Raw genomic sequence first — 18,276 nt, forward strand, 5'->3', positions numbered from 1 at the left:
ACCACCGCCGCCACCACCCCGTCCTCATCCGCCGCTCACGGGTTTCGAAGGACGTCGCAGCAACCACCGGCCGACCACCCGATCGGACCAGTTTTCGGTTCTTCTCTGTTACGAACCGGCCCTTTCCTGGACACGGATGCGTGCCACGATTCACCATCGGGCGCCGTGACGAGGCGTTTCGGCGATCGGATGAAGTTTACAAACCAATACTAATTGTCTACGGTGTGACAGCTTGTCCCGGTAGCATCGACCGAGGGGAACGATCGATGACCGTCGCCGTAACCCGGTCCGGGGACACGGGGGAATCGTCCGAGAGAAGACCGAGACGCGGTGTGCCCAACCCGCGTCTCCCGCTGCCGGTGGTCTCGGTGCCGACGGTGCTGCTGTTCGTCGGCGGCGCCATGGTCTGGACGGGTGCCACCTGGCTGGTCGTCAACGATGCCGCGCCGCTCTGGGTGACCATTCCCCTGCACGCGCTCGTCACCTTCACCATGTTCACCGTGCTGCACGAGTCGACGCACCACGCGGCCGGACAGCTCACCTGGGTCAACGAACTGCTCGGCAGGCTCGCGATGCCGTTCGTGGCGGTCTACGGCTCCTTCCCCCTGGTGCGCTACATCCATCTGGAGCACCACCGCAACACCAACGAAGACGCCCACACCGATCCCGACGCCTGGACCGCGCACGGCCCCTGGTGGCAACTGCCGCTGCGCTGGCTGACCATCGACTTCTGGTACGCCCGCTTCTACGTGGCACGGCAGCGCACGCGGCCGCCGTCGGAGCGGGCCGAGACCGCGGCCGCCGTCACGCTGAGCCTCGCCGCGTTCGCCTGGCTGACGGTGAGCGGCCACGGCTGGGAACTGCTGATGGTCTACCTGATCCCGCAGCGCGTCGGGCTGGCCGTGCTGGCCTGGTGGTTCGACTGGCTGCCGCATCACGACCTCGGCGCGCAGCGGCAGAACCGGTTCGGCGCCACGCGCGTCCGCGTCGGGCTCGAATGGCTGATGACGCCGATCATGCTGTGCCAGAACTACCACCTGGTGCACCACCTCCACCCCGCGATCCCGTTCTACCGCTACCTGCGCACGTGGCGGGACAACCGCGACGCCTACCTCGCCAGGGACGTCCCGATCGCCACCCCGTGGGGCCGCGAGCTGACGTCGTCGGAGTACCGCGAATGGCGTCAGCTCACCGATTCGTTCGACGAAGAACCGCCCGCGCCCCAGCCCCGGCAGCCGAGCCGGTTCCACTCGCTGCGGGTCGCCGAGGTCCGGCCGCTGTGCGAGGGCGCCGTCACCGTGACGTTCGACGTCCCGGAACGGCTGCGGGAGACCTTCCGGTTCACCCCCGGCCAGCATCTCGTCATCCGCGCGGAGGTCGACGGGGAAGAGGTGCGGCGCGCCTACTCGATCTGCTCGACGCCGGACTCCGGTGTGCTGCGGATCGCGATCAAGCATCAGCTCGGCGGCGCGTTCTCGACGTTCGCCACCACGGAACTCGCGGCGGGTGACGCGCTGGACGTCCTGCCGCCGGACGGGGAGTTCACGCTCACCCCGGCGCGGAGCCGCGCCGGCCGGTACGTCGCGCTCGCCGCGGGCAGCGGGATCACGCCGATCCTCTCGATCCTCACCGCGACCTTGCAGGACGAGCCGAACAGCAAGGCGACCCTCCTCTACATCAACACCTCCGGTGCCAGCACGATGTTCGCCGGCGAACTCGCCGCCCTCGCCGCGAGGCTGGGCGGACGGCTGCACGTGGTGCACTACCGCACCGACGAACGCGACCCGGATCTGCGCACGCAACGGCTCGAGAGGCCGTTCGACATCGTCGGGGAGGCGCTCGCCATCTCGCACGAGCGCTACCAGCGCGGCCGTCTGGACGGCACCCGTCTCCGCGCGTTGCTGCAGTCGCGGCTGCACCCGGCGAAGGTGGACGAGTGGTTCCTGTGCGGCCCGCGCGACCTCGTCGACATGGCCCGCCGGACGCTCGCGGACCGCGACGTCCCCGAGGAGAACGTCCACTTCGAACTGTTCCAGGGCGCGCTGCCCGTCCGCCCCTCGCGGCGGCCGGGCTCGACGCTGACGGTGACCGCGGGCGGGAAGACCGCCGAAATCCCCGCGACGGTGGGCGAAACCGTGCTCAGCGCCGCGCTCCGGCGCGGCGTCGACGCGCCGTACGCGTGCGTCGGCGGGGCCTGCGGCACCTGCCGGGCGACCGTGGTGCGGGGCAGCGCGCGGATGGACGTGCACTACGCGCTCGGGGACGACGAGGTCGCGGCGGGGCGGATCCTGACCTGCCGGGCGGTGGCGACCTCCCCCGAACTGGCCGTGGACTACGACCGCTGACCCGTCCCGCGACTTCGACCTTCACCTTCCCTAGTACATGAAGGGGTCCTTCATTGCGCCTAGCGCTGTGAAGGACCCCTTCATGTACTTCCGACCGACCAAAGGCGTGTCGCGAAAGCCACTTTCGGGACTTCTGATGTCCCGAAAGTGGCTTTCGCGACAAGGAATGCACGCCCGAGGCAGTGAAGGCCTCCCGCCGCCCAGGCACACAGCGGGCTCACAGGCGGGACACAACGCGCGCATACGACCGCGGCGCACGCTCGGGTCATGGCACCCGGTCCGGTCCCGACCACCGGCCCGCGCCGGTGGTTCCGGCCCGGGCGGCTTTCCCTGCGCGCCAAGCTGACCGGCTCGATGGTGCTGCTGCTCACCTTCGTCTGCCTGGTGATCGGCGTCTCCGGCGAGATAGCCCTGCGGTCGTTCCTCACCCGCCAGATCGACGACCAGCTCTCCGCCGCGTCGGCCCGCGCGCACGACTTCGCGAGCCGGCCGCCGGAGGACGGTCTCGGTCCCAATCCGCTCAACGCGCCCGGCCAGGCCTCCGGGACGCTGAGCGTGCGCGTGTCCGGCGACCGCGTGCTCTACGCGGGAGTCCTCACCGTGCAAGGACTTCCGCAAGGGCTGTCGGCCGAGCAGGAGTCCGGCCTGTTCTCGATCCCGGCGGACCGGCCGCCGATGACGCTGACGATCGGCGGGCTGGGCGACTACCGCGTGCAGGCCGTCTCGATTCCCGGCGGCGTGGTCGTCACCGGGCTTCCGCTCCGGCCGGTGCAGGACACCTTGACCACCGTCCGGTGGATCCTCTTCGGGGTCGCGGCGGCGGGGGTCACCGGCGCCGGGTTCCTCGGCGCGTTCGCGGTCCGGCGCACGCTGCGGCCGCTCGACCGGGTCGCGGCGACCGCGGGCCGGGTGTCGGCGATGCGGCTCGATCGCGGCCAGGTCGCGCTTTCGGTGCGGGTGCCCGAGATCGACACCGATCCGCGGACCGAGGTCGGCCAGGTCGGTTCGGCGCTGAACCTCATGCTCGGGCATATCGCACGGGCGCTCGAAGCCCGGCACGCCAGCGAGACCCGGGTCCGCCGGTTCGTCGCCGACGCGAGCCACGAGCTCCGCACCCCGCTCGCGGCCATCCGCGGGTACGCCGAACTCGCGGGCCGCGGCAGCGCGCTGGCGCCGCCGGAGATCGCCCATTCGATGGCGCGGATCCAGTCCGAGGCCGCGCGGATGACGACCCTGGTCGAGGACCTTCTGCTCCTGGCGAGACTCGACGCGGGCCGCCCGCTCGAAACGGGCGAGGTCGATCTGACCCGCCTGGCCGCGGACGCGGTCGGCGACGCGCATGTCGCCGGCCCGGAGCACCGCTGGGAACTGCGGCTCCCACCGGTTCCCGTGCTCGTCCACGGTGACGTCCAGCGCCTGCATCAGGTTTTGGCGAACCTGCTGTCCAACGCGCGCACGCATACCCCGCCGGGCACCACGGTGATCACCGCGCTGACCCGCTCGCACGGCGGGGCCGCGGTGCTCACCGTCACCGACGACGGCCCCGGTATCGCCCCCGAACTCCTGCCGAGCGTGTTCGAGCGGTTCGCTCGCGGCGACTCCTCCCGGTCCCGGACGGCGGGCAGCACCGGGCTCGGGATGGCGATCGCGTCGGCCATCGTCGTGGCGCACCACGGCACGATCGAGGTGCACAGCCGTCCGGGACACACCGAGTTCGCCGTCCATCTGCCGGTGATCGGATCCTCACAGCGGGTGCACAGCTTCGGCACAACCACACCCCAGGTCGGCCCCCGACGCTGAGCCCATGACCCTCCTCGCCTCCCGCGACGAAGCCGATCGAACCGCCCCCTCCGCCCGGGACCGACCGGCCGATCCGCGCTGGGTCCGGCCGTCCGTGGCCGCGCTGCTGCTCGCGACCGCCGTCCTGTATCTCTGGAATCTCGGGGAATCCGGCTGGGCCAACGCTTTCTACTCCGCGGCCGCACAGGCCGGGTCGCTGAGCTGGAAGGCGTTGTTCTTCGGATCCAGCGACGCCGCGAACGCGATCACGGTCGACAAGACACCGGCCGCGTTGTGGGTGATGAGCCTTTCCGCGCGCTTGTTCGGCGTCGACGCGTGGAGTGTCCTCGTGCCGCAGGCGTTGATGGGCGTCGGTTCGGTGGCGTTGCTGTTCGCCGCGGTGCGCCGGACTTCCGGTCCGGCCGCGGGATTGCTGGCGGGCACCGTCCTCGCGCTCACCCCGGCCGCCGCGCTGATGTTCCGGTTCAACAATCCCGATGCGCTGCTCGTCCTACTCCTGACCGCGGGCGCCTACTGCGTCGTCCGCGCGCTGGAGAACGCGAGCCCGCGCTGGCTGGCCTTGGCCGGGGTCGCCGTCGGATTCGGTTTCCTAGCCAAGATGCTGCAGGCGTTCCTGGTGCTGCCCGCGTTCGGGCTCGCCTACCTGATCGCCGCGCCGGCGTCGGTGGGCCGCCGCCTGCTGCACCTGATCGGAGCATTGGGCGCGACCCTCTTGTCAGCCGGCTGGTACCTCGCCGTCGTCGCGCTGTGGCCGGCCGCCGACCGGCCGTACATCGGCGGCTCACAGGAGAACAGCCTGTGGGAACTGGCTTTCGGCTACAACGGCCTCGGGCGCATCACCGGCGACGAAGTCGGCAGTGTCGGCGGAAACCCCAACGGCGGCTGGGGCGGCACAGGCTGGGATCGGTTGTTCGGCAATGAGATGGCGGGCGGGATCGCGTGGCTGCTTCCGGCCGCCGTCGTCGCGCTGGCCGCCGGGCTGTGGTTCACCCGCCGCGCCCCGCGCACCGATCGCGGGCGGGCGGCGCTGATCGTCTGGGGTGGCTGGTTCCTGGTGACCGCCCTGGTGTTCAGCTACATGAGCGGGATCATCCACGCCTACTACACGATCGCGCTCGCCCCGGCGATCGCCGCGCTCATCGGGATCGCGGGCACCCGGTTGTGGCGCGCACGAGGGAATCCGGCCGCCGCGGGCACCTTGAGCGCGGGGGTCGGCTTGACCGCGTTGACGGCGTACCTCCTGCTGTCCCGGCGATCCGACTGGCTTCCCGGGTTGTCGATCGCGATCCTCGTGGCCGGTCTGCTGTGCGCGTTCCTGGTGTTCTTCGCCTCGCGATTGCCCGGCGCGGCAAGGCGTCTGCTCGCGGCAGGCACACTGGTCACCGTGCTCGCGGGCACCGGCGCGTACACGGTCGCGACGGCCGTCACCCCGCACTCCGGCGCGCTTCCCTCCGCCGGGCCCGATCTGGGCCGGGGCATGCGGATGGGCGGCGGCGGACTGCTCGGGACGAGCCTGCCCGGAGACGAACTCGCCGCCCTGATCCGGCAGGACAGTGCCGGATACACCTGGGCGGCGGCGACCGTGGGCTCCAACAACGCGGCGGGGTATCAGCTCGGCAGCGGGGCCCCGGTGATGGCCGTCGGCGGGTTCAACGGCACGGATCCGGCCCCCACGCTGGAACGGTTCCAGGAATACGTCCGAAATGGACGGATCCACTACTTCCTCGGCGAAGGAATGATGATGCGCGGGGAAAGCGGCAGCGACGCCGCCGAGCGGATCGCCGCCTGGGTCGCGGACACCTTCACACCGACCACTGTGGACGGTGTCACCGTCTACGACCTGAGCCGGTGAATCCCGTGACAGGACACAGCGACAGCACAGCTCGGACACAAGGCGACCTCAGCGCGACGACCGAGATTGACACCATGACAACCGCGATCCTCTCCGACCTCGGCCGCCGCCCGGCCATCGCCCCGGACGGCTCCCCGGTGCTTGACGTCGTCATCCCTGTCTACAACGAGGAAACCGACCTCGAACCGTGCGTCCGGCGATTGCGCGCGCACCTCGTGGAGCAGTTCCCATACCCGTTCCGGATCACCGTCGCCGACAACGCCAGCACGGACGGCACCCTGCGGGTCGCCGAACGGCTGAGCCGCGAATTCGACGACGTCGAAGTCCGCCACCTCGGCGAAAAGGGCCGCGGCCGCGCGCTGCGCTCGGTCTGGTCCACTTCGGACGCTCCGGTGCTCGCGTACATGGACGTCGACCTCTCGACCGATCTGGCCGCGCTCGGACCGCTCGTCGCGCCGCTGCTGTCCGGTCACTCCGACCTCGCCATCGGCAGCAGGCTCGCCCGCGGCGCACGGGTGGTGCGCGGGCCGAAACGGGAGTTCATCTCCCGCTGCTACAACCTGATCCTGCGCGGCACGCTGGCGGCGAGGTTCAGCGACGCGCAGTGCGGCTTCAAGGCCATCCGCGCCGACGTCGCCGAGCGGCTGCTCCCCCACATCCAGGACACCGGCTGGTTCTTCGACACCGAACTGCTCGTCCTGGCGCAGAAGGCCGGGCTGCGGATCCACGAGGTCCCCGTCGACTGGGTGGACGACCCGGACTCGTCGGTGAACATCATCGCCACCGCGACCGCCGATCTCAAAGGGATCGCGCGGCTGGCCAAGGCGACGATGACGGGGCGGATCCCGATCAGCGGCCTGCGCGAACAACTCGGCCGCGCGCCGATCCAGGTACAGGCGCCGGGTGTGGCGCCGAGCCTGGTGCGGCAGCTGGTGCGGTTCGCCGCCGTCGGCGTCGCCAGCACCATCGCCTACCTCGTGCTCTTCCTGCTGCTGCGGACGTTCACCGGCGCGCAGGCGGCGAATCTCGTCGCGCTGCTGGTGACCGCGATCGGCAACACCGCGCTCAACCGGCGGCTGACGTTCGGCATCCGCGGCCGGGAAGGCGCCGGGCTGCACCAGTTCCAGGGTCTCATCGTGTTCGGCCTCGGGCTCGCGCTCACCAGTGGCGCGCTGGCGCTGCTGCACACGATGACGGCTCCCGGCCTGCCGCTCGAGATCACCGCGCTCGTGCTCGCGAACCTCGCGGCCACCGTCCTGCGCTTCCTGCTGCTGCGCGGCTGGGTGTTCCGCCGCCGCCCCGCCACCGAGATGGAGAGCTGACCCCATGACCACCGCACTCGCTTCCCGGGTTGAACCCGGCCACGCCGGGGAAAGCGCCACGAAACCATCCGGCCGGTGGGTCCGGCCCGCGGTCTTCGGGCTGCTCGCCGCCACCGCGCTGCTGTATCTCTGGAATCTGACCGCCTCCGGCTACGGCAACTCGTTCTACGCCGCGGCGGTGCAGTCCGGCACGCAGGACTGGAAGGCTTGGCTGTTCGGCTCGCTCGACGCCGGGAACGTGCTCACCGTCGACAAACCGCCCGCCGCGCTCTGGGTGACGACGGCGTTCGCCCGGCTCTTCGGCTTCTCCAGTTTCACCGTGCTGGCGCCGCAGGCGCTGATGGGAGTCGCGTCGGTCGGCCTGCTGTACCTGACGGTGAAACGGACCTCCGGCCCCGTCGCCGGTCTGTTCGCCGGTGCGGCGTTCGCCGTCACCCCGGTCGCCGCGCTCATGTTCAGGTTCAACAACCCCGACGCGTTCCTGACGCTGCTGCTGATCGCCGGCGGATACTGCACGATCCGCGCGATCGAAAAGGCGAGCCCGCGCTGGCTGGCCTTCGCCGGCGTCGCCATCGGGTTCGGCTTCCTGACCAAGATGATGCAGGCATTCCTGGTGCTGCCCGCGTTCGGGCTCGCCTACCTGGTCGCGGCGCCGGCGTCGCTCGGGAAACGGTTGCTCCACCTGGCAGGCGCGGTGGTCGCCGTGGTCGTCTCGGCGGGCTGGTTCATCGCGCTGGTCGATCTCTGGCCGACGGACTCGCGTCCGTACATCGGGGGTTCGGACGGCGACAGCCTGCTCGAACTGGCCTTGGGCTACAACGGACTCGGCCGGATCTTCGGCCGGGGCGGCGGCGTGATGGTCGGCGGCCCCGGCGGCACTGTCGGCTCCGGCGGCGGGAACGTCGGTTTCGGCGGGGAGAGCGGCCTGACCCGGATGTTCGGCGCGAGCTTCGGCGGCGAGGTGTCGTGGCTGCTGCCCGCGGCGCTGATCGGGCTGGTCGCGGGGCTGTGGTTCACCCGGCGGGCCGCCGGGACCGACCGGACGCGGGCCGCGCTGATCGTGTGGGGCGGCTGGATGCTCGTCACCGCGCTGGTGTTCAGCTTCATGAGCGGCATCGTGCACCCGTACTACGCCGTCGCGCTGGCGCCGTCGATCGCCGCCGTGGTGGCGATCTCCGGGACCTCGTTGTGGCGCGGCCGGGCGCATCTCGCGCCTCGGGTGTTCCTGTCGTTGATGATCGCGGCCAGCGCCGTCTGGGCGTACATCCTGCTGGACCGCGACGCGGATTGGCTGCCCGCGTTGCGCTGGATCATCGCCGGGCTCGGCCTGCTGACCGCGACCGTCGTGCTGGTGGGTGTCCCTCCGGCGCGCAAACTCGTCGCCGTCGTCGCGACCGCCGCCGTCCTGACCGTCGGGCTCGGCACCACCGCGTACGGCATCGTGACCGCTTCGCAGGCGCACTCCGGTTCCATCCCGATCTCCGGCCCGTCGACCGGCGGCGAACGGGGAATGGGCATGGGAATGGAGGAAGGCTCGTCCGCGGAGCTCGGGGCCGCGCTCGCCGCGACCACGACGAAATGGGCCGCCGCGACGACGAGTTCGCAGTCCGCGGCGAACCTGGAACTCGCGAGCGGGAAGTCGGTGATCGGCATCGGCGGCTGGAGCGGCGGGGATCCCGCCCCGACGCTGGCGGAATTCCAGCAGTACGTGGCCAACGGCGAAATCACCTACTACGTCGAAGGCGGCCGCGGCGGTGGTCCGGGTGGCGGCTCGAACGAGATCTCCGAATGGGTCGCCGAGAACTTCAGCGCCACCACGGTCGGCGAGCAGACGGTGTACAACCTGCTCTCCTGAAAATCCGTCGACAATGGTGGGGCGCACGGGAATCCTGGACGGCGTGAATCGGCCGTACCGCTGGGATCTCGTGCGCCCCGACCAGCTCGGGACGCTACTGGAACGCGCCGGAAAACCGTCGCTGTGGTTCCTGGACGAGCTGATCGAATGCGCCGCGAAGGTGATCGCCCGCGCCGGTGACGCCGATCTGTACTTCGTCGGGCGCTCCGCCGACAGCGTGCACGATCTGCTGAGCGGAACCCCTTGGCGGGAAAGGATCCATCAGCTGCCGCTGTCGTTCGCAGGGGTCTACAGCGGACTGCAGGAGTCCGATGTGGACACTCTGCGCGGCTATCTCGCTTCGATGGGGCTGAGCCCGCACGACCTGGCCCGCGGGCGGCCGAAGGTGTTCGTCGACCTCGTCTACACAGGACAGACGTTCACCGAGCTCTACGGATTTCTGCGGCGCTGGATCGAGGACGAACGCGAGGCCTGGAGCATCATCCGCGGCCGAATCCGGTTCCTCGGGATCACCATCCGCGAGGACACGAGCCCGACGGCGTTCCGCTGGCAGCAGCAGTTCGGCTGGCCCGCCGACCTGCCCGCGAACGGCGTCCGGAACATCTCGCTCGACGAGCCGGTCTGGCTCTACTTCGGCAACACGCAGCCCAAGCTCACGGCGTCGTTCCCGCGGCCGCGCTGGTCGGACGAGAACGGCCGCGCGCCGGAGCATTCGGACAAGCGGCTGCGGGGGCTGGCCGAGGCGGTCGCGATCGTCGAGGCGGGGCGTTCGAAGGCCGGGCGGGACCTGCTGGTGCGGTATCTGCGGAAGGAACCGGCGATGGCGGAGAGCTGGCTGCGGACGCTGATCACGCGCCTGCGCTGACCGCCAAGGCGTAACTCGCGTGCTTGAAGGCGTAACTCGCGTGATCGGAGGCGTAACTCGCGTGTGACGCCTCCGAGCACGCGAGTTACGTCTCTGATCACGTGAGTTACGCCTCCGGGCACGAGAGCGGACCGACAGGCGCATGACACCGAACCCTCAGGTCGCCCACAGGATCAAGGCGCACCCTGGAAGCAGGGAATCACCCAGGGGTGAGGAGAAGACCATGAGGGAGCTTCCGCACTGGCACACGGCGAGCGCGCAGGGTCCGCGCGAACACAACGCGGACGCCGTCGCGGCGTACGCGGCCCCGGACGGCCGGGGGATCGTGTTCGCCCTGGCCGATGGAGTCGGAGATCACCCGAACGCGGCACGCGCGGCGCGGACGGCCGCCTCGGCGGCGTCCAGGACACCGGTCGAGCAGGGGGCGACCGGGGCCGTTCTCGCTGCTCAGCGGGCAGTGCTCGCTCTCGGCGAGGCCGGTGACTGCGTCCTCGTCGTGGCCGTGCGGACCGCCGAGGGGTATGGCATCGCGTGGGTCGGGGACGCACGGGCGTACGCTTGGGACGGTTACACCGTGCGGCAGGTGACGAAGGACCATACGCTCGCGCAGTACTTCCGCGACCACGGACAACCCGTGACACCGCGGATGGAACACGTCGTCACCACCAGCGTCCGCACGGCCGGTGCGCACGAGATCGGCACGGCCACCGTCACGACCGGCGGGCTCTTGCTCACCAGCGACGGTGTGCACAAGACGCTCAGCGGGCCGACCATGCTCGACATCCTCGGGATGCCGGACAGGGCGGCCACCGAGCTGGTGCGGACGGCGATCTCGCTCGGTGGCTCCGACAACGCCACCGCGCTCGTGGTGGATCCGCCCGGCGCGGACGTCACCACGGAAGAGTTTCGCGTCGCGGCCTGAACCGGGCGGTCAGGCCGCGACGCGATCCCGTTTGAGCTGCCGGTACTCGCGCAGGACCAGCACGACGATCACCACGTCGAGGGCGGCGAAGAACGGAAGCGCGAGCGAGTGCGTGTGGATCGCGCGGAGGATCTCGTAGACCACGAACGCCGAGAGCACCACGGCGGCGACGGGGTACGCCCGCAACACCTTCTTCGCCAGCGCCCAGACCAGGCCGAGTTTGACGATCCCGTGCGCCACGAGGTACACCACGGCGAACGTCCGGCCTTCGGCGAAGTGACCGGCGGCCAGTTCGAGGTGCCGGGCCAGCGTCCCTTCGGGGTCGCCGAGCAGGTCGCGGGTGACCACGGCGTGCGCGAAACCGGAGATGAGCGACGCCGGCACGATCAGCAGGACCAGCCCGCCCAGCAGTTGCAAGGCGCCGTCGAGCCCCTTCAGGGCGATGGCGATCCGGAACAGCTTCCCGGTGCTCATGTCATCCGACCCTGCCGCACCCCGCCGCCGCTCGCAGCCGCCGTCACCGGAACAGGCGGTCCCGGCAGGTCGGGCACCGCTCGTGCCGGGCGGTCCGCCGGGAGCGGTCCCTACCGTAGAAGGGAAAGCACGGCGCGCCGCAGACGGCGAGATAGATCCGCCCGCAGCGCAGCGGCCGCTCGCCGACGTGGTGGGCCACGAGCAGCGCCCGGTGATGCTCGCCCGCTTCGGGCAGCCAGCCGTCGTCGGGCAGCTTCGCGAGCACGTCGGCGTCGACGTGGTCCGAACGGGCGAGCAGTGCGGTGCCGAGGTCGGTGAGCCGTTCCCCGAGATCACGGAGGACGTCGGCCCGCGGCGCGTCCTCCTCGACCATCCGGGTGACGAAGCCGATGTCGGTGCTCAAGGAGCGGTGGAGGTCCCGGAGCCGGTCGAGCAGACGGTGATCCATGCCCTTCCATTAAGGCGTTGCGCCACCGCAAGGAAAGACTCAGGACGCGTAGGTGACACGGCCGTCCATGATCGTGGCGGTGACGGGGATGTCGCGCAGCCCGGCCGGGGACAGCCGCACCGGGTCCACGGCGGTGACGACCAGATCCGCGACGTCCCCGACGGCCACCGACGTCCGGCCACCGGACGACGCGGCGAGCGCGGCCTCCAGCGGCATGGCCTGCTCGGGATGCCACGGCGGGCGCTCGTCGTCGGTGCGGCTGACCGCCGACGCGATCGCGTCCCACGGGTCCAGCGGCGCGACCGGCGCGTCCGAACCGAACTCCAGCGTCACCCCGGAGCGATGCAGAGCGCCGTACGGGAAGGCGCGGTCGGTCCAGCCGTGCCAATGCCGGTCGGCGACGTCGCGGTCGTCCGGCTGATGGGCGGGCTGCACACTCGCCACGACACCCAGCTCGGCGAACCGCGCGACGTCCTCGGCGCACAGCAGTTGCGCGTGCTCGATGCGGCCCGCGCAGCCGACCCTCGCGAAGGCGTCGAGCGCGATCTTGTTGGCGTGGTCGCCGATCGCGTGCACCGCGGGCGAAAGGCCGTTCGCGGATGCCTTGCGCATCAACGGTTCCAGCTCCTCGGGCGGCAGTTCGAGCAGCCCGTGGGACTCGGTTCCGGCGTAGTGCCCCACGCAGTACGCGGTGCGCGTGTTCAGCGAACCGTCGACGAACAGCTTGAACGGCCCGACCGTGAGCAGCCCGCCGCTGTCCTCCAGTACGTCTCCGGAACGGTGGCCGCGCTCGATGGCCGTGTCGAGCAGGTACTTCGCGATCACGCAGGAGACCCGGACCGGCAGGGGTCTCCGCGCCTGCCGTCGCCGCCAGTCGGTGACCGTGTCGGCGTATTCGTAGTCGGCGATCCTGGTGACGCCGCGGGCGGCCGCCGCGTCGAGGGCGTCGGCCACCCAGCCGTCGACGACGTCCTCGGGCGCGATCGGGAGTTCGGCCGTCGCGCTCATGCAGTCGTTCTCCAGCAGCACCCCGGTCGGATGCTCGCGGCCGATGAGCTTGAGCGCGGCGGGACTGAGCCACAGCGTGTGGAGGTCGGCGCTGAACAGCGCGACCGGATGCCCGGGCAGCGCCTTCTGCAGCAGATCCTTGTGCGGGGCGTCGGGCCAGAGTCCGTCACGGAACCCGGCGCCGAGCACGAGCTCGCCGGGCGGCGCGGGATTCGCCAGCAGGTGCGCCAGCACGAGCTCGACCGTGTGCGCGGCGGAAGTCGCCTCCCCCAGCGGGATCCGGCGGCGCGCGGCCGACCACTGGGCGGTGTGCACGTGCGCGTCGACCAGGCCGGGCAGCAGGGTGCCGCCGTGCCCGTCCAGGATCTCCGACGCCTCGCCCGCCTGCCCCGGGCCCGCGATGGCCGCGATCCGGCCACCCTCGATCCGCACGTCCGACAAAGAACCCGCCAAGCCGACCCGGACCCGGCGCAACAGAAGATCGTCCACGCCCTCACCTTGCCAGCCCGGCTCGCGAGTAGTCACCTACTTGCGAGGGTCAGGAGCGGGCGAAGGTGAGCTTTCCGAGCGCGGCGACCAAAGGCGCGAGTTCGGGGAGTTCCTCGGCCGCGGCCAAAGCCTCGGTCAGGACGGCGTCGTGCGTCGGCCGGGCGGCCGCGAGCAGCTCCTGCCCGGCAGGCGTGACCTCCGTGTAGATCCCCCGCCGGTCGTCCGGGCACAGGTACCGCTGCAGCAGCCCCCGGTCCTCCAGCCGCGACACCAGCCGGGTCGTCGCCGACTGGCTGAGCACGACGGCGTTCGACAGCTGGTTCATCCGCAGGTGGAAACCGTCCTGCCGGGCGAGCACGTCCAGCACGGTGTACTCGCTGACGGACAGCGAGTGCTGCTGCGCCAGCGCCCGCTCCAGCGCGTCCTCGATCCGCGCGTGCAGTGCGGCCAGGGTCCGCCAGCCCTGCGCGCGTGCCTCCACGGCGTCGTCGGCCAGTGACACGGTTCACCTCTTCCCCGGTTGCCCGAGCTTCGTTGCGTCATGCATCATCAAGCGTGTGCAATATACGGCGCGTGCAACTATTTCAGACGCCCGTAGTTGCCAACGCCAGACAACACCACTCTACGGGAAGAAGTGAGCCTCCAATGCCTGCCGCTCTGCTCGCACTGGCGATCAGTGCCTTCGGTATCGGCACCACCGAGTTCGTGATCATGGGCCTGCTGCCCGAGGTCGCGGGCGACTTCGGCGTCTCGATCCCCTCCGCCGGACTGCTGATCTCCGGATACGCGCTGGGCGTCGTGGTCGGCGCCCCGCTGCTGACCGCGCTCGCGTCGCGAGTGCCGCGCAAGACGGTCCTGGTCGGCCTGATGGTCCTGTTCATCGCCGGCAACGTCGTTTCGGCGCTGGCCCCCACCTACGGCCTGCTGATGACCGGCCGCGTGGTCGCCGCGCTCTCACACGGCGCGTTCTTCGGTGTCGGGGCGGTCGTCGCCGCCTCGCTGGTCGCGCCGAACAAGCAGGCGGGCGCCATCGCGATGATGTTCACCGGCCTGACCGTCGCCAACGTCCTCGGCGTTCCCGCCGGGACCGCGCTCGGCCAGGCACTGGGCTGGCGTTCGACGTTCTGGGCGGTCAGCGCGCTCGGCGTGATCGGCCTGATCGGGATCCTCGCGCTGGTCCCCGTGCAGGCGACGACGAAGAGCGCAGGGCTGCGCAGCGAACTGGCCGTGTTCCGGCGTCCGCAGGTGTGGCTCGCGCTGGCGATGACCGCGCTCGGCTTCGCCGGGGTGTTCGCGTCCTTCACCTACATCGCCCCGATGATGACCGAGGTCGCCGGCTTCTCCCCCGGCGCGGTGACCTGGCTGCTCGTGCTGTTCGGCGGCGGCCTGTTCGTCGGCAACCTGCTCGGCGGCAAGGCGGCCGACCGGTCGCTGATGCCCAGCCTGTACGTCATCCTCGCCGTGCTCGCGGCCGTGCTGGTCGTGTTCGTCTTCACCGCGCACGCCCAGCTTCCCGCCGCGATCACCATCGCGGTCTTCGGCGCCGCCGGTTTCGCGACCGTCGCGCCGCTGCAGGCCCGCGTCATGAACAAGGCCGAAGGCGCGCCCGCGCTGGCTTCGGCGGCCAACATCGCCGCGTTCAACCTCGGCAACGCCGGGGGCGCGTGGCTCGGCGGCAAGGCCATCGACGCCGGCCTGGGCTACACCGCGCCCAACTGGATCGGCGCCGCGCTCGCGCTCGCCGGACTGCTGGTCGCGGTCATCTCGGGCATGCTCGACCACGGGCGGCGAAAGGCTCGTCGCGCCGAACTGGCCCCCGCCGCCTGACCCGTCAGTACCCATGAAAGGAACGCAAGTGACCGACATTCCCACCGTCAAGCTCAACAACGGGGTGGAGATGCCGCAGCTCGGGTTCGGCGTCTTCCAGGTGCCGGACGAGGAGACCACCGCCGCGGTCAAGGCCGCGCTGGACGCGGGCTACCGCAGCATCGACACCGCCGCCGTCTACGGCAACGAAGCGGGCGTCGGCAAGGCGCTCGCCGAAGCCGGGATCCCCCGCGACGAGCTGTTCATCACCACCAAACTGTGGAACAGCGAACAGGGCTACGACGCCACGCTGAAGGCGTTCGACGTCAGTATGGCTAAGCTGGGCCTCGAAAAGCTGGACCTGTACCTCATCCACTGGCCGACGCCGGAGCGCGATCTCTACCGCGACACGTGGAAGGCCTTCGAGAAGCTCTACGCCGACGGCCGGGTGCGCGCGATCGGCGTGTCCAACTTCCAGCCCGCGCATCTCGAACGGCTTCTCGACGCCGGCTCGGTGACCCCGGCGGTCAACCAGGTCGAGGTGCACCCGTACCTCCAGCAGGCCGCGGTGCGCGAATTCGACGCGAAGCACGGCATCGCGACCGAGGCGTGGAGCCCGCTGGCCAAGGGCGGCACCCTGCTCGGCGAGGACGCGATCACCGCGCTGGCCGCCAAGCACGGCCGCACGCCGGCGCAGATCGTCCTGCGGTGGCACCTGCAGCTCGGCAACGTCGTCATCCCGAAGTCCGTGACGCCGTCGCGGATCAAGGAGAACCTCGACGTCTTCGGGTTCACGCTGTCGGAGGAGGACATCGCCGCGCTGTCCGTGCTGGACCGAGGCGAGCGGACCGGACCGGATCCCGACACCTTCAACGTCGCCTAGTCATCACCCTCGTGAGTGGTTAGGACGGTTAGAACCGTCCTGACCACTCACGAGGCTTCGGGCTGTCGCAGGTCGCGGGCGTAGCGCTTTGTTCTCGCCCGAGCCCGCTGCGTAGCCGGTTACTATTCGGCCGCACAGACGGCACTTGTGCGAAAAGAGGTAACCGGACGATGCAGGCCCGAGGACGCGCCGTCCTCGCGACACTTCTGCTCGTGGCGTTCCCAGTGGTGGTCGTCGCGGTGGGTGTCGCCAGTGTGCTGGCGGGCCTGCGGATCCAGGGCAAGATCGGTACCTACGTCATGCTCGGCGGGCTCGCGATCATGATCGCGCTCGGCTTCGGGCTGGTGAGCGCGCTGCGGGCGCGGCGTCCCCCGATCGAGGGACCGCGGCTGGACCGCGAAGCGCATCCCGCGCTGTGGCGGATGATCGACGACCTCGCCGCCCAGGTGAAGACGCGGCCGCCGGACGAGATCGTGCTGATCGGCGAGATCAACGCCGCGGTCACCGAGGACGCCCGGTTCCTCGGCCTGCGGCCGGGCCGCCGCACGATGCTGATCGGGCTGCCGCTGATGGCCGCGCTGAGCGTGAGCGAACTGCGCGCGGTCCTCGCGCACGAACTCGGCCACTACAGCGGCGGCCACACCCGGCTGCTCGCGCTGACCTACCGCGGCACCCAGACGCTCGCCTTCACCGTCGACAGGCTGGACGGCGGCCCCGCCAGGGCCCTGCTCTCCGCGTACTCGAAGCTGTACCTCCTAATCGCGCGGTCGGCGAACCGGCGGCAGGAACTGCAGGCCGACGAGGCGTCCGTGCTCGCGGCGGGCAGCCGGACGGCGGCCGCGGCGCTGCGGAAGGTCGCGACGCTGAGCCCGCTGTGGAAGGACTACTCCGAGCGCTATCTCTCGCTCGGCGCGGCGGCCCGGCGCACTCCCGCCGTGCTGCTGGGGTTCCGGTCGTACCTCAATCACCCCGTCCAGCGGGACTGGGTGGCCGAGTACGCCGACGACATCATCGACGGCGAGGAGCTGTCGAAGTACGACAGCCATCCGCCCACGAAGCGGCGGATCGCCGCGCTGGCGGGCGTGCCGGACAACCCGGTGAAGCCGGACGCCCGGCCGGGCTGGTCGCTCCTTGGCGCGCCGAAGGTCGACGTGCCCGAGGCGGAGCTGAACGTGCTGGTCCGTGACGTCGGACCGCGCGCGGACTGGGACGAGGTCGTCAAACGCGCGGGCCGGGCGTCGGTGGCGGAGGGCGCGAGGCTGCTGACCTCGGCCGGGATCGAAAGCAGGCTGGCGCCGCGCGGCACGATCGGCGAGGTCGTGCGGGTGCTGCGCGACGGGGACGCCGACGCGCTCGCCAAACCCCTGCGGGCGCCGTCCCGCGAGGAGGGCCTCGCACTGCTCACCGAACTGTTCGCCGACACCGTCACCGCCGCGATGATCGACAACGGCGTCGCCGCGCACCGCCTGAACTGGGGCGGCGGCTGGGAACTGTGCCTCGGCGACGGCGAGCCGTTCGACGTCGCCGAACTGGTCGGCCCGGCGGTGCGGAGCCCGCGCGCGGTCGACGAACTGGTCCACAACCTGCAGTTGCTGAGCGTGCCCGCCGGGTACTTCTGCAAGCAGGAGCCCCAGCCGGAGCCGGATCCCGCCGAGGCACGGATGCTCGGGATGTTCACCGCGCTCAAGGCCAAGCGGAAGCTCTACGACTTGATCGTCTGCGACACCGAAGTGGTGTTGCTGCCGATGGCGCGTTCGGTGCTGATCCGCCGTGGCCTCGCCGGGCTGATCGGGGCGCGCGGTGTGTCGGACCGCAAGCGGATCCGGAAGCTGCGCGAGCGCGGCCTCGACGATCTGCGCGCCGAACCGGGCGCCCGGCGGATCCCGTTCTCGGACATCGTCGCGGGCGGCTTCCCCCGCCGCAAGCTCACCGCGTACCTGATGCTGGAGCTGTCCGACGGCGAGACGCTGGAACTGGCCTTCACCGGCAACACCGAGGACTTCGGGACCGCGCACGACGAACTGACGGCGTTGTTCGCCTCGCTGAGGGCTTGACGCGCGCTTTTGTGTCGGGTGCCTCCACAAGGGTTGCGAAAGCCACTTTCGCAACCTTCAACGTTGCGAAAGTGGCTTTCGCAACACAGCCGCCAGAGGCGAGCCCGCGCCGACCGTCGCCCGGGGACGGCCCTCCGCGCACGTCGCGAAAGC

At 70.7% G+C, this 18,276-nt stretch carries 14 protein-coding genes; 10 read left to right on the top strand and 4 right to left on the bottom strand.

All coding sequences use genetic code 11. The features are described 5' to 3' along the window. The first annotated feature begins 332 nt into the window (after positions 1-332). The 7 genes from NQK81_RS12695 (at position 333) to NQK81_RS12725 (ending at position 10,961) form a co-directional block, all read left to right on the top strand. Entirely contained in the window at positions 333-2,345 is a 2,013-nt protein-coding gene (locus NQK81_RS12695) for a fatty acid desaturase (protein WP_257488326.1), read from the top strand. A 267-nt stretch (positions 2,346-2,612) separates the two neighbouring features. Further along, positions 2,613-4,145: a sensor histidine kinase gene (locus NQK81_RS12700; protein ID WP_257488327.1), complete on the top strand. Its 1,533-nt coding sequence runs from the start codon at positions 2,613-2,615 to the stop codon at positions 4,143-4,145. A gap of 4 nt (positions 4,146-4,149) precedes the next feature. Continuing rightward, positions 4,150-5,997 carry an ArnT family glycosyltransferase gene (locus NQK81_RS12705; protein WP_257488328.1) on the top strand — a complete coding sequence of 616 codons (1,848 nt, stop codon included), beginning with the start codon at positions 4,150-4,152 and terminating at the stop codon, positions 5,995-5,997. Between the two features lie 74 nt (positions 5,998-6,071). Then, complete coding sequence (locus NQK81_RS12710) at positions 6,072-7,319, top strand: bifunctional glycosyltransferase family 2/GtrA family protein (protein ID WP_257488329.1); 1,248 nt, start codon at positions 6,072-6,074, stop codon at positions 7,317-7,319. Positions 7,320-7,323: 4 nt separating this feature from the next. Then, positions 7,324-9,174 carry a glycosyltransferase family 39 protein gene (locus NQK81_RS12715; protein ID WP_257488330.1) on the top strand — a complete coding sequence of 617 codons (1,851 nt, stop codon included), beginning with the start codon at positions 7,324-7,326 and terminating at the stop codon, positions 9,172-9,174. A 43-nt stretch (positions 9,175-9,217) separates the two neighbouring features. Further along, positions 9,218-10,039, top strand: a complete 822-nt coding sequence (locus NQK81_RS12720; protein ID WP_257488331.1) for a hypothetical protein — start codon at positions 9,218-9,220, stop codon at positions 10,037-10,039. Between the two features lie 223 nt (positions 10,040-10,262). Next, positions 10,263-10,961, top strand: a complete 699-nt coding sequence (locus NQK81_RS12725) for a PP2C family protein-serine/threonine phosphatase (protein WP_257488332.1) — start codon at positions 10,263-10,265, stop codon at positions 10,959-10,961. A 9-nt stretch (positions 10,962-10,970) separates the two neighbouring features. Here NQK81_RS12725 and NQK81_RS12730 read toward each other — a convergent pair whose 3' ends face one another. From NQK81_RS12730 to NQK81_RS12745, 4 genes are read right to left on the bottom strand one after another with little or no spacing between them, the layout of a single operon-like run. Next, positions 10,971-11,435 (bottom strand): DUF2127 domain-containing protein, encoded by a 465-nt coding sequence (locus tag NQK81_RS12730; protein ID WP_257488333.1) that lies wholly within the window; start codon positions 11,433-11,435, stop codon positions 10,971-10,973. A gap of 43 nt (positions 11,436-11,478) precedes the next feature. After that, complete coding sequence (locus tag NQK81_RS12735) at positions 11,479-11,883, bottom strand: hypothetical protein (protein ID WP_126729782.1); 405 nt, start codon at positions 11,881-11,883, stop codon at positions 11,479-11,481. A 39-nt stretch (positions 11,884-11,922) separates the two neighbouring features. Next, positions 11,923-13,380, bottom strand: a complete 1,458-nt coding sequence (locus NQK81_RS12740; RefSeq protein ID WP_257488334.1) for an amidohydrolase — start codon at positions 13,378-13,380, stop codon at positions 11,923-11,925. 49 nt (positions 13,381-13,429) lie between these two features. After that, complete coding sequence (locus NQK81_RS12745; RefSeq protein WP_257488335.1) at positions 13,430-13,882, bottom strand: MarR family winged helix-turn-helix transcriptional regulator; 453 nt, start codon at positions 13,880-13,882, stop codon at positions 13,430-13,432. A gap of 143 nt (positions 13,883-14,025) precedes the next feature. Here NQK81_RS12745 and NQK81_RS12750 point away from each other — a divergent pair, with 143 nt between their 5' ends. The 3 genes from NQK81_RS12750 (at position 14,026) to NQK81_RS12760 (ending at position 18,123) form a co-directional block, all read left to right on the top strand. Further along, positions 14,026-15,207 (top strand): MFS transporter, encoded by a 1,182-nt coding sequence (locus NQK81_RS12750; RefSeq protein WP_257488336.1) that lies wholly within the window; start codon positions 14,026-14,028, stop codon positions 15,205-15,207. 28 nt (positions 15,208-15,235) lie between these two features. Continuing rightward, the gene (locus tag NQK81_RS12755; RefSeq protein ID WP_306856038.1) at positions 15,236-16,069 is read left to right on the top strand and encodes an aldo/keto reductase; all 834 of its coding nucleotides are present in this window, start codon (positions 15,236-15,238) and stop codon (positions 16,067-16,069) included. A 170-nt stretch (positions 16,070-16,239) separates the two neighbouring features. Further along, positions 16,240-18,123 carry a M48 family metallopeptidase gene (locus NQK81_RS12760; protein WP_257488338.1) on the top strand — a complete coding sequence of 628 codons (1,884 nt, stop codon included), beginning with the start codon at positions 16,240-16,242 and terminating at the stop codon, positions 18,121-18,123. Positions 18,124-18,276 lie beyond the last annotated feature (153 nt).

The sequence above is a fragment of the Amycolatopsis roodepoortensis genome (assembly GCF_024628825.1).
Lineage (GTDB): Bacteria > Actinomycetota > Actinomycetes > Mycobacteriales > Pseudonocardiaceae > Amycolatopsis > Amycolatopsis roodepoortensis.

What these genes read in the sequence shown, in the direction of transcription:
- NQK81_RS12705 (WP_257488328.1), top strand. Translation starts at nt 4,150, where the DNA reads ATGACCCTCCTCGCCTCCCGCGACGAAGCCGATCGAACCGCCCCCTCC.
- NQK81_RS12715 (WP_257488330.1), top strand. Translation starts at nt 7,324, where the DNA reads ATGACCACCGCACTCGCTTCCCGGGTTGAACCCGGCCACGCCGGGGAA.
- NQK81_RS12760 (WP_257488338.1), top strand. Translation starts at nt 16,240, where the DNA reads ATGCAGGCCCGAGGACGCGCCGTCCTCGCGACACTTCTGCTCGTGGCG.
- NQK81_RS12750 (WP_257488336.1), top strand. Translation starts at nt 14,026, where the DNA reads ATGCCTGCCGCTCTGCTCGCACTGGCGATCAGTGCCTTCGGTATCGGC.
- NQK81_RS12710 (WP_257488329.1), top strand. Translation starts at nt 6,072, where the DNA reads ATGACAACCGCGATCCTCTCCGACCTCGGCCGCCGCCCGGCCATCGCC.
- NQK81_RS12735 (WP_126729782.1), bottom strand. Translation starts at nt 11,883, where the DNA reads ATGGATCACCGTCTGCTCGACCGGCTCCGGGACCTCCACCGCTCCTTG.
- NQK81_RS12730 (WP_257488333.1), bottom strand. Translation starts at nt 11,435, where the DNA reads ATGAGCACCGGGAAGCTGTTCCGGATCGCCATCGCCCTGAAGGGGCTC.
- NQK81_RS12700 (WP_257488327.1), top strand. Translation starts at nt 2,613, where the DNA reads ATGGCACCCGGTCCGGTCCCGACCACCGGCCCGCGCCGGTGGTTCCGG.
- NQK81_RS12725 (WP_257488332.1), top strand. Translation starts at nt 10,263, where the DNA reads ATGAGGGAGCTTCCGCACTGGCACACGGCGAGCGCGCAGGGTCCGCGC.